Source organism: Carboxylicivirga linearis, from assembly GCF_018271995.1.
GTDB classification, from domain to species: domain Bacteria; phylum Bacteroidota; class Bacteroidia; order Bacteroidales; family Marinilabiliaceae; genus Carboxylicivirga; species Carboxylicivirga linearis.
Genome location: NZ_JAGUCO010000041.1, coordinates 1 through 12,082, shown reverse-complemented (window position 1 = coordinate 12,082; position 12,082 = coordinate 1). Strand labels below are relative to the sequence as shown.

Annotated in this window: 9 protein-coding genes; 4 read left to right on the top strand and 5 right to left on the bottom strand. The window is 34.9% G+C overall.

Translation table 11 applies throughout. The annotated features are described in order from the left end of the window. Positions 1-203: hypothetical protein (locus tag KEM10_RS22805; RefSeq protein WP_212220332.1), on the top strand; the 203-nt coding region annotated here is incomplete at its 5' end. A gap of 78 nt (positions 204-281) precedes the next feature. Here KEM10_RS22805 and KEM10_RS22800 read toward each other — a convergent pair. After that, positions 282-2,795: a S9 family peptidase gene (locus tag KEM10_RS22800; protein ID WP_212220329.1), complete on the bottom strand. Its 2,514-nt coding sequence runs from the start codon at positions 2,793-2,795 to the stop codon at positions 282-284. Positions 2,796-3,001: 206 nt separating this feature from the next. Here KEM10_RS22800 and KEM10_RS22795 point away from each other — a divergent pair, with 206 nt between their 5' ends. From KEM10_RS22795 to KEM10_RS22785, 3 genes are all read left to right on the top strand, one after another. Continuing rightward, a complete protein-coding gene (locus tag KEM10_RS22795) occupies positions 3,002-3,502 on the top strand; it encodes an outer membrane protein (protein WP_212220326.1) in 501 nt (166 codons plus the stop codon). Positions 3,503-3,740: 238 nt separating this feature from the next. Then, positions 3,741-5,681 carry a sialate O-acetylesterase gene (locus KEM10_RS22790; protein WP_212220323.1) on the top strand — a complete coding sequence of 647 codons (1,941 nt, stop codon included), beginning with the start codon at positions 3,741-3,743 and terminating at the stop codon, positions 5,679-5,681. Between the two features lie 53 nt (positions 5,682-5,734). Beyond that, entirely contained in the window at positions 5,735-7,153 is a 1,419-nt protein-coding gene (locus KEM10_RS22785) for a carbohydrate porin (RefSeq protein ID WP_212220320.1), read from the top strand. A gap of 53 nt (positions 7,154-7,206) precedes the next feature. Here the strand turns inward: KEM10_RS22785 and KEM10_RS22780 are convergent, their stop codons facing one another. The 4 genes from KEM10_RS22780 to KEM10_RS22765 all read right to left on the bottom strand — a co-directional run. Beyond that, complete coding sequence (locus tag KEM10_RS22780; protein ID WP_212220317.1) at positions 7,207-7,668, bottom strand: DUF302 domain-containing protein; 462 nt, start codon at positions 7,666-7,668, stop codon at positions 7,207-7,209. A gap of 57 nt (positions 7,669-7,725) precedes the next feature. Next, on the bottom strand, positions 7,726-9,060 hold the full coding sequence (gene xrtN / locus KEM10_RS22775; protein ID WP_212220315.1) for an exosortase N: 1,335 nt from the start codon (positions 9,058-9,060) through the stop codon (positions 7,726-7,728). Between the two features lie 13 nt (positions 9,061-9,073). Continuing rightward, positions 9,074-11,554 carry an XrtN system VIT domain-containing protein gene (locus KEM10_RS22770; protein WP_212220312.1) on the bottom strand — a complete coding sequence of 827 codons (2,481 nt, stop codon included), beginning with the start codon at positions 11,552-11,554 and terminating at the stop codon, positions 9,074-9,076. 251 nt (positions 11,555-11,805) lie between these two features. Then, positions 11,806-12,082, bottom strand: a 277-nt coding sequence (locus KEM10_RS22765) for a GIY-YIG nuclease family protein (protein ID WP_212220309.1), incomplete at its 5' end; no start/stop codon positions are given.

Sequence of the window (12,082 nt, the reverse complement as noted above, 5' to 3'; positions counted from 1 at the left end):
TTGCTTCTGTTTTCTTGTATCAAGGCAAGAAAATGAAGTGGGGATTGGGGCAAAGCCCCATTTTAATGATTACCCACTATAAACCATACAGAGCCATAATTATGAGTATTACACGATGTGCAATAGAAGAACATAGTATAAGATATATGCTAGTATTTATTCCTGTTAAGTTTATGCTTGATGTCATTGGACATTGTGTTTAGCGTTGATAGATAGGTATGATACCATAAAAAAGGCCGGTTCCGAAAAACCAGCCTTCGCATTTTTGACCTTATTTAAAACTACAAATTCTTATCGGGATATAGTTCGTTCCATTGTGCTGGTTGATCTTTAAGCATTTTGTCAAACCACGAAATAATGGTGTTGTGCCACTGAATACGTTTGTCGTAATCCAAAATGTGGTGATCTTCGCCTTCAATTAGCACCATTTCAACTTCTTTATCCAAAATTTTCAATGCAGCATAATATTGCAAACTTTCTCCAACCGGAACATTTGTGTCAGCCGTTCCGTGAAGCAGTAAAATAGAATTGTTGAATTTATCAGCATTAAACAACGGACTGTTATCAACATAAATATCACGACGATTCCATGGATAACTATTTTTGGTGGCTCCGGCACTGTATGAGTAACCCCAATATCCTTCGCCCCAGTAACTGCTTATATCACTGATGCCGGCATGAGAAATGGCGGTTTTAAAAATGTTGGTACGTGTTTGCAGCATCATCGTTGTAAATCCACCATACGAAGCCCCAATACATCCAACATTATTGGCGTCGGCAGTAGGATGAGCAGCAAGGAATTTTTTAGTTCCATCAATAATATCATCAATCGCATCGGTTCCCCACCCATTTACATGTAAGGCTGAAAAGCTCTGGCCGAATCCGGTTGCTCCACTAGGTTGTAATACGTATACCATATAACCATTAGCTGCCCAAATATTTTTAGGGTAACGTCCGCCAAAACTGCGTGATGTAGGTGAGGTTCCGCCATAGTAATAAACAATTACCGGGTATTTTTTCGAGGCATCATAATCTTTTGGGTAATAAACCGTACCGGTAATATTAGTTCCGTTTTTATTTTCAAAATCCCATCGCTCTGTTTCTCCAAAAGCTATATGATTGAATGTTTCTTCTTTGGGGAAAATAATTGGTTTTGATTCACCTTTTTTTAGGTTGATGGTAAAAAGCTTTTCAGGTGTTGAGATACTGGTTCCGTTGTATACGGCCATAGGTCCGTTTTTAGCAAAGTCAATTCTGCTTACCACTTCAACAGGTAGTGAGTAAGGAGTAAACGATTGGCTTTTAATATTGTATTTAAAAAGCTTTACCAGATCTTTATCACTTGCTGTCAGGTAAATTTCATTATCAGTCTTCCAAAAAGCAGAGCCTACAGAAGGATCAAATGTTTTGGTAATTGCTTCAGCTTCCTTTGTTTGCAAATCAAAAATGTACAATTGCCTGTCGTAAGAGTTAGGTAAATGATCATTTTGAACATCAACGCCTAAATCGCCAAAGGTCTCAGGTGAACCGCTAACCAAAAGCTTTTTGCCGTCAGGTGAGTAATCACAGCTTCCGCCATATGTTTTATCTTTCCATATAGTATCTAGTTCAAGCGTCTCCAGATTCATCTCAAACAAGGTTTGTTTCGAGAAAGGTACAACCGTGTAATCCATGCTACTGGTTGAAAACAATATTTTGGAACCATCTGGTTTAATATCATGTAAGCTGGTAGATAAAAATCCGGTTGTAAGAGGCTGAATAACGCCATTGCTTAAATCGAGCTTATATAAAAAACTACGTGTGCGGAAGTAAGGTAAGCGATCGTCGTTACCAAAAATACGTTTATGATGACCAACCTTATCAGCTTTTTTAGAGCGGCTGAAAATAACATAGTCTTCGTTGGGCGACCAATTTATACTGCCTAAATCATCTATTCCTTTAGCTAAAAGTAATTCCTCACCGGTAGTTACATCCAATACGTAAAGATCGGCTAGTTTATCTTTTTTTACTGTGTATGATATTTTATCACTCTTGGGAAGCCATTTTGCTGCTGTTAAACTGTTGCCAGGATAAGAATATAGAGTTCTGTTTTTAGAGATGTCAAATACCTGCATGCTTCTTTCTCTTTTGCCCGATTCTTCCAAAACTTCACCTTCCGATATTAGTATGTACTTGCCGGAAGGAGAGATGCGGGCACTTTGAATATATTTACCCTCTATAACATCATGAATGGTAATTTCTCTAGTACTATTGGTGGTCCAATTTAATGCAATATCGGTGTCATCTTTTACTGTAAGGCTTGCAGCTATTTTCAGATCTTCTTCAGTGCTTAGCAGTTTTACGAGTATTTGATGTTTGCCTGTATAAAGCGTTAATTCAGTATTGATTTCTTTTTCCGATGTCTTTGATTGTGTTTTTACCTTTTCACCATCCAGATAGATTTCAAATAAACCATTGGCAAAAAATGAGAAATCTACTTTTGCATATTGATTTGAAGTTACAAACCCTTCTAGCCATATCAACTGGGTTTCATTTGTAATGCCGGTAATAACGCTATCTTCATTAATAGTTAATGGGCTCCATTGATTGGTGTTTAACGATTTTACAGATTGGGCACCTGAAAGTAAGCTGGCAAGTTTAAAAGGTTTATTGTCAACAGAATTAAATTCAGAAAAAGCCGGTTTAGATAATTGTGTAATATTTGATACTTTCCACTGCAAGCACTCCACTTTATTGTTTGCCGAAGCTAATGTTGTAAATAGGGTGAGGAGATAAATAAATAGTATTTTTTTCATGGTGATATGATTTTTATATGAGCCTATCAGCAAATTTACATTAGTTTGTAACAAAAAGGTATGACAAAGAACAGGGTTATTTGTTTTTCTCTACTTTGCATAATTTGGTGTTTGGTGGGTTTTGTGTGAATATTATAATATTGTTAATTAAGATTCTGTTTATTTCTTTATTTTTGTACCTCTAATTAATATTCAAATAATAGAACATGAAAAAAATTATTCTTGTATTAACTACTCTAATTCTGACATCAGGATTATACGCTCAATCTTTTGACAGCTCAAAATTACGTGCCGGTGCCGGTTTGGTTTATGCTACTGATATTAATAATATTGGTATAGCTTTTAATGGTGTGTATTCTTTTACAAATGAATGGGAGGGAGCTGTTGGCTTCACACATATATTCAAGAAAGACTATGTATCATATAATGTATTGGATTTTGATGCGCATTATGTGTTTTACGATGTGAATGAGAGCTTTAATTTGTATGGATTAGCTGGGTTAGGAATAACCTTTTGGAAGGTTGAAGGAATGGATGTAATGGGATTTACTGTGCCTGATCAATCTGGTAGTGATGTAGGTTTAAATCTTGGTATAGGTGGAAACTACGCATTATCTGATAATTTAAATTTAGCACCTGAAATTAGATTTACCGTAATGGATGGCTCTTATGCACGAATAGGAGCTACCTTACAATATAAATTCTAAAAAGAACAAATTAACTTGATAGAGAGGCATCGGTAAAATACTGATGCCTTTTTTGTTATTAATTTCTGTGCTTTTTGTTTCGTCTAGTTTTTACGAAATTAGGGTAAGTGATAGTATTTCAGGTTTATGATGAATGATGTTTAGGTATCCCTTAATGAATGTTTTGGTGTAAGGAAATTCCTATCTGCTTCATTTCTGTTAAATTTGATCCTATTATCATTTATAAAATCCCATTGATGTGAAAAAGCTACTTCTATCTTTGTTTGTCTTTGTGTTCGCATTTACCATGCACGCTCAAATAACTTTGCCTTATGTTTTCAGTGATCATATGGTTTTGCAACGCAATAAACCTATTCCTATATGGGGAACTGCTAACAGTGGCGAAACTGTTACGCTTGACTTGAATGGGTTTTTAGTACAAACTGAAGCCGATACAGATGGTGAGTGGAAGGTTTATTTCCCTGCAATGAAAGCCGGCGGACCTTATGAACTGAGAATCTCAAATGAAGATAAGAATCAGGCTATTGTTTTTAAAGATGTTATGATAGGAGACGTTTGGTTTGCTTCAGGTCAGTCAAACATGGAGTGGCAGGTTCAGCAATCTGATGGAGCCAAGGCAGAAATACCTAATGCTTTAAATAAGAAGATTCGCTTGTGTCAGATTCCTCATGCAGTTAGTTTAGATCCTCTTTATAATACGGAAGAAACACAATGGGAGGTGTGTGATTCAAGCAGTGTAAGAGGTTTTTCAGCCGTGGCTTATTACTTCGCAAAAAATATTCAAGCGGATATAAATGTACCTGTTGGAATAATTCAAAGTACATGGGGAGGAACTCCTGTTGAAGCCTGGACAAGTAAAGAGATGTTGAAAAGCAATGAGTTTGGGCGCAAGCTGGTTAAAAAGAATGATACCATTACGTATTTTCATTTTCAAAAAGATACCCTTGATTTAAATACCTTTTGGGATATTGTTTATAATCCAAAGAATGGTATGGATTCAATTGCTTCCGATCCGAATTATGATGATTCAGAATGGCAACTTGTTTCTATTCCTGGGGTGATTAAAGATTGGGAAGCTGATTTTTATGAGGGAATGATTTGGCTACGTAAAACCATTGATTTAAAAAAGCCTTATGCCGGAAAGGATTTAACCATCAATCTGGGACACCCTGAGATGAATTACTCATTGTACTTTAATGGAAAGGAGATTTGTAAAAATCAGTGGAATGCAAATCTGAAGCACTTATATACGATTCCTTCTTCTTTGGTGAAAAAGGGTGAGAATGTGTTAGCTATTCGAATTGCTGCTCTTTGGGGTGGTGGAGGATTAAACGGGCCTGGTGATGAAATCTATCTGACGAACGGGAAAACAAAATTAAGCCTGGAAGGAAACTGGAAATATAAAAAGGATCTGGAAGATAAAATTCCCAAAGTACAATACTATCAAACGTATGCATACTACATTCATAATGCCATGGTGCATCCGTTACAGCCATATGGATTGAAAGGATTTATATGGTATCAGGGCGAACATAACGAGGGGGAGGCATATCGTTATAGAGAAATGCTTCCACTAATGATAAATGATTGGCGTATACAGTGGCAGCAAGGTAATTTACCTTTTGCCTTGGTTCAGTTACCCAACTATATGAAGGTTGATGATGAGCCAACAGATGGAAAGTGGGCCGTGTTACGGGAATCTCAAGCCTTGACTTTAAAACTGCCCAATACCTATATGACATGTATTATTGATTGTGGTATTGCAGATAATATTCATCCAACAAATAAAACAGTAGTTGGGGAACGCCTTGCTAATGTAGTAGCTAAAAATGTATATGGAAAAAAACTAGTTGCTTCGGGTCCTGTATTTAAGGATTATTCAGTTCGTGGAAATAAGATTCATATTGCATTTTCAAATTTGGCTGATGGTTTAAAAGTAAAAGATGAAGGGGCGATAAAAGGTTTTGCAATAGCTGGTGAGGATCAAAAGTTTTATTGGGCAGATGCTGTTATTGAAGGCGATGAGGTGGTTGTAAGCTCCAAACAGGTAAGCCATCCTGTTGCGGTAAGATATGCCTGGGGTAACAACCCGGTTTGTAACCTTATTAATTCAGAGGAACTACCTGCAATTCCTTTTCGAACGGATGACTGGAAAGTGATAACGCAGCCGGAGTACTAGTTAAATGTAAATCTTAATGTATCTTTATGGTTATAACTTAACCGTAATGACAAATGAATAAAGTCTGCCTAATTGCTATGATTCTTTGGGTGTGTAATGCTGAAGCCCAAATCATGTATCAAAATGTTTCGAATAAAAATTTTTCATTAGGTTCTTATGGACGAGTTGGTGCAGACTGGTCCTTTGAAAACGGAGCATCTGTTGGGCGTCGGTTGAACCTGAATAATATGGGGAGTGTTGGAGGAAGGTTGGAAGAACAGGATTATATGGAGCTGGTACCCACCCTGCATTTCAATACCAACCCAGAATATGATTCGAGTCAGGTAAATGTTCAGTTTCGGATAGCGGCTTTCTCAAGAAGTTTATCATTACTGGGTAATTCAACGTCATCCAGTTTAGGTGGTCTTACATTCGGTATTCCTGAAATTTATGCTGAAGGTACTAATATCGGTAATTCAGGTGTGAATATTTGGATTGGTTCTCGCTTATATAGAGGGGCAGATGTACATATTGCCGATCATTTTTATTTTAATGATCATTCAGGACAAGGATTTGGAGTGGAATATAAAAAGTCACGGTTTTGTGCTTTGTTTATAGCTTCCAGTGATACCTCAGCTACCGTGCCTCCATATTTTTATTTAAATATTGAAACAGGTACACCGCAAATTGGATTGAGACAGCGTTTGGTTCTTGCTTATGAGCATGATATTGATATTAATCCTAATAATCAACTCACATTGTTAGCAGAATATCATAGTATGGGAGAAGCTCATACCTTGGAAGTTTCAGATGATGAGGAAGTAATCGTGGATTATCCATACGATTTTGGTTTTGTTTTGGGGGCAAGGTTGGCTAGCCAGCTTACAAATTTTAGTGAAGGAAGTTATAATCAGCTGGCCATTCGATATGGCAACCGACTGGCTAATGGGGGCGATGGAGGATTATCGCGCACCTGGTTAACCTATGGAGCTCCCAACAGGGATGATAAAAATTATGCAGGTGCTTATTCGCTGGCTATGGTTGATGAGGTGTTGCTTAACTTATCATCGAATTATACTTTAAATGCCTATTCTGTTTTTACTTATTCAAAAGGAGGTGCCAATACTAATGGAATGGCAATTACCTACAGAGGCAAAGAGGTTTATAATCGTAAAATTGATTTTACCATAGGAATGCGAAACGTTTATTACTTGTCAAATATTGTACAATTAATGGCAGAGGCGCATTACTCTCAACGAAAAGATGGTGTTGATGATGTTAACTCGATGTTTAAGGTGAGTTTAGTTCCTACTATAGTACCAACCGGGTATAAAGATTACTGGGCGCGTCCGCATTTAAGGTTTGTAATGTCGTTGGCCAGATATAACGATGCAGCGATGAAGAATCAGTATTCGCCTTACCTTGATTATATGGGTGAAAAAAGATGGGGTACTTATGTGGGAATGAAAGCTGAATGGTATTTGTGGAATTAAAAAAGAGCACCTTTTTAGAGTGCTCTATTCAAATTGGTTAGTGTAATCTGAAATTAAATTTTATCTAAAGCGGCTTTAAAGCTTTTTGTAACTTTTTCAGCCGCCGGAATTAATTCGGGATTGCCCAATGTGCCCATAACTACTGTAGGATCTATCATTACAATTTCTGTAGTGTTCTCATCAATGTATTTAACCAGAACCTTGCAAGGAAGGAATAGACCAATGTTTTCTTCAGCTAACACAGTGTCGTAGGCTAATTTAGGATTACAAGCGCCTAATAACCGGTATGGTTTAGCATTGGCATCGATGCCTTTCTCAATAAACTTTTTGTGCATATCCACTTCTGTAACAATACCAAATTGTTGTTCTGCCAAAGCGGCTTTTATCTTGTCACTTGCTTCTTCAAAAGGCAAGTTTAACGTTTTGCTGAAATAATATTTATCCATTTTTTGACCATTTATATTTGAAACTGTAATCGCTGATAGGATTACTACTAAAGTTATTAATCTTTTCATTGTGTTGTATTTTAGATGTTGTTAATGATAACAAGATTAAATAATATATGTTCAAATCTAGATATGTTGGTGTGATAAATCTATAATTCTTTTACTTAAAAAATCTTTAGATGCTTTAAGTACAGATTCTTTTGATGTTCCTGTAATATTTATCAGATAAAAAGGAGCTTCTCCCTTTATTGTTGCTAATCTCCAGTTAAATTGACTAATTGTGTTTGTTTCTCCGTTGCTGTACCACCATACCGAGTATAAATGATCGTTGTTTTTAATTAATTCAAAAGAGAGTGCATCATGGTTGTCGATATTTATATATGATTCGTTTTTAATTTTATATCCAGATCCCTTCCAACAGATAAAAGGACTATGGTCTGAACCGAGTGTAAAAGAGGGTGGCTTGATGTAGATTAGATGATCTCCGTTTTCAAACTTTAAAACACCATCTTTACTCAATGATTTCTTGAATCCTTCTATATTAATTTCAGAGGTTTTAATAGAAGATTGCAAGCTGTTAGCATATACAAAGTTGCTACCTATTGATAATAAAGGAAGTAAATATAAAATTGGATTGTATTTTGAATAATATGGGGTGTTTTTACGATTATTAATATATAAACCTCTTAGAGAAAAAGTGATTATTATAATTGGAATAAAACTATTGGTTACAATACTTATAATACCGATTAAATCATGAAAAATAGTACCAGGGTAAACCTCAAATATCACCGTCAAAACAATTCTTGATAGGTTTGAAATTACCACAAGAAACAAGGTTAGTATCAAAATAATTGCAATTAATGAAATGCCCGGCTTTTGTTTATACTTTTTTGAAAACAGAGCTAATGTGAAGACTGAAAATACTAAGCTGGTAATAATCATGTTCAGCCCCAAACATTCTTCGGCTACAGTAAATCCGTTACCGTACTTATATATAGAGTTCCCCGATATTTCAATATCATTGTATATGAAATTTAACAAGCCTCCGGCAAATTCAGTAATTTTTAGTCTGATCGGGAAACTGAAGATGCTTAATAAATACTTCACAACAGGAGCTGTAATTACTGCTAAAAGAACCGAAAGTTTAGTTGGATAGAATCCTAAATAATATATAACTGAAAAAACAGAAAAACATATCGCCAAATAAAAGCTGGTATAAATATGTGTTAAATAATAAATGAAGAAGAATAGAATGGCTCCAGCAATAAAAATAGCAGGCCCTTTCAGATCTTCATTGGTTTGCGTTGTAAACGGCAGTACCAACAGAAACAAAAGTTGCTCAAATCGTAATCCTCCAAAATTCTGAATAACAGGAATGGATACGGAAATAATTAAGAGCAGCGTAATTAGATGTTTTTGCTCGGTAATGAGTGATTTTACTATTGTGCTTTTTATCATTCTGGCAAAAGGTTTATTTTCTAAATTTCAGATATGATATGGTTATAATTACTACCAATGTTAGAATCAATGCCCACTCTTCAGGTTCAGGTACAGCTCCGGAATCTTTTAATGTTGCATTTTGTAAACTGTTTTTATTCTTCTCAATATTAAATCGTTTATAATCTTCAATGGTTTCTAAAACGATAAGGCTTGAAATCGGAGAGACAATATAGGCTTCCTGACACAAGTCATAAATTTTTTCAGGTATTTCGGTGTCTTCCTGAAGAAAGAGATGACCTGCCTGTTGAAGTATTGAATGATAATTATATAATCGCATAAGATGAGACGGAGCTTCGTTTTTTGTATTATCTTCTTCTGATTTATCAACAGGAATTATTTGTACTTCTGACATAGACAGTGTTACAGCATTATCTTCTATGTTGTATTCTTTAAACCATTTGTCAAAGGATTGCTCTTTAATGGTTTTTTCTGATACATTTTGACAACTCAAAGCTTTGTATTGCTCTAGTGTGCTTATATAAGCTGATTTTTCTCCATCAATAACAATCGTTTTTAATTTATTTTCCGTTTGTCCAATATGATTTGTTAATGCTTTGTTAAAAGTAGAGCCTTTTAGTTCGGAAGGAACAGGAGAGTGGATATCTCCTTCTGTAATTAACAATGCATTGGAATGAGTAACTTTATGAACAGGGAAAATTGAAAAACTATTTTTCAACAGCCTATCGATAATATGGTCTTTATTTTCATTTGTTAATTGAAGCATTTCATTATCATACACAAAAATGGGTATGTTATTCGCTTTGTTAATGATAGTGTTAATGGTGCTTTTACTCCACGACTTATTTATGTCGAGATATATTGACTGAGGTTTTAAACTTGATTGAAATTGCAATGGAACCATCTTAAATAATTTGTTATTAAAGCTAAAGCTATTGTCTGATAAAAAGGGTGCTGACATGCTTAGCTTCCAATCATTTCTTTTGCTGCCGTTAAAAATATATTGGTTAGTATTTTCCTGTTTGAAAAAAGAAGGAAGTTCAAGATTGTTTGATTTCCCCACTATTTTGAGATGAATAGTTTCACTCATAAATTTTCTGTCGGGGCCTTTAAGTCTGATGTTCTCAAAAAATATTTGGTCATCAATTTTTTTAAGTGGAATAGTAAATCCAATTTTTAATCTTCTATCTTCTTTTGGAGTGCAAGGGAAGATGGTGGCAGTTAATCTGTTTCCTTCCTGCCAATGTAAAACAACAGGATCTCTTAATTCTACACCTACAATTGTTTTGTATGCATTAGCAGCTTTTTTTCGGGTTGTTAACCTTGATTTTTCTTCTTTACCATTTATCCATAGTGATAAGGATGTAGCAACGGCACCTTCGGGTAATTGAAAAGTATATAAGGCTTCTTGTCGATTGTTTATCCATTTGTTATTGTTGGTTGTCCAGATATTAAGTTCTGTATAGGCAATTCTGTATTCAGGATATATTCTAATATCTGTTAGTTTCTTGCTTTGCTGTAAGTCTTTACCTGACCATAGTTTTTCGTATGAGTAATGTCTGGAGTCTGTTGTGGAGTTGATTATTTTTATTCGTTCCTTTCTGCTTAATGAAATTGTTTTGTTGAAAGCAGCTGCAATTGAAACCAATGGATCATGAACTTTTAATTCTGAAAATGATCCTGTGTTAAATCCAAGGCTCCACCAAGAATTTTTAATCACATCGTATAATAATTCGTGACCAATAATTCTTTTGGTCCAATATTCTGATTGGCAATTCTGTGCATAGCTTATCCAGTCAGGTATTTCTTCACTTTCGTTTAGAACAATGTTGATGATGGATGATTCAATTTTTTTCTGATGATAGGAGTAAATGGAAACGTAAGTGATTGTGAAAAGTAAGGCAAACAAAACTCCAAATAAGGCTGGCTTAACATATGCATTAATAAATTTTTTTTGCCAGGTAACAATTGTTGTTGCCAAGAGGAAGTAAGGAATCAAAAAGTGAATGCTCAAGCCAAGAAGAAATAGTCCAATAATAGCAAAAGGAGTAAACGGGATTAGAATAATGGAATAATAGAGGAATATAGTTATTGAAATGCCGCTAAAGAATGAGAATGTATAGCTGGCAAACTTTGGCATTGCAATGTGACTTCCAATTATCATATAAGAACATAGGCCGATGAATAGTAGAATTTCAAGCCACAATGGAATACTTGTAAATATTTCAATGGTTTTATTTAATGTAAAACAACTCACTGTTAGGATAGAGAGTAATATATGCCAGTTTAATCTGGGAATTTTTATTTTATATACTTTCGAACCTTTTCTTAGATCTCCAAATGAAAGCAGAAAGTAAAAAGCAGCTATGATATAGTTGATGAAAAAGACAGGAGCATCATTGTTAGATGCTAATGAAGTTAAATAATAAATAGAGATTGAAGCAATGAATAGGAATATGCCTATTAACTGGATGGAACTTAATTTTGATTTCATAGTGAATGGTATTAAAAAGAACTTTGAAATACAAAGTAGAAGAGATTATTTCATTTTAGCAAGAAAATAAATTGTTATTTTTAATAGAGGTGTTAATTCTATGAACTTTAATCTAGAGTTAAGAAGTGATTGTAGTAAAATAAAAAAGCCTTGAAGAAAAATCTTCAAGGCTTGTAGTAGTGGAGGCCCGACTCGAACGGACGTCCGGCAGCTGCCGGATATGAGCCCTATTCTTTTTGATGAATAATTTGCTAGATAAAGTCCCTTCCGCGATGGGATTTAAGTTCTTTCTCTCTTCGCATCGCATCCGACTTCTCAATAGATTCTTCCTTGTAAATTAATTTCCAAGGTCTATATTTGATAGACCATCCTTTGGTTGCTTTTTCATTATGAGATAATAAGCGTTTGTTGAGATTAGAGGTAAATCCAATATATATTTTATTGAAATTTGGAGAAAATAATACGTAGACAGTAAACATGTGAAATTTCTTTACAATAAAATTATCACATGAATTGAAAAATAAAAAA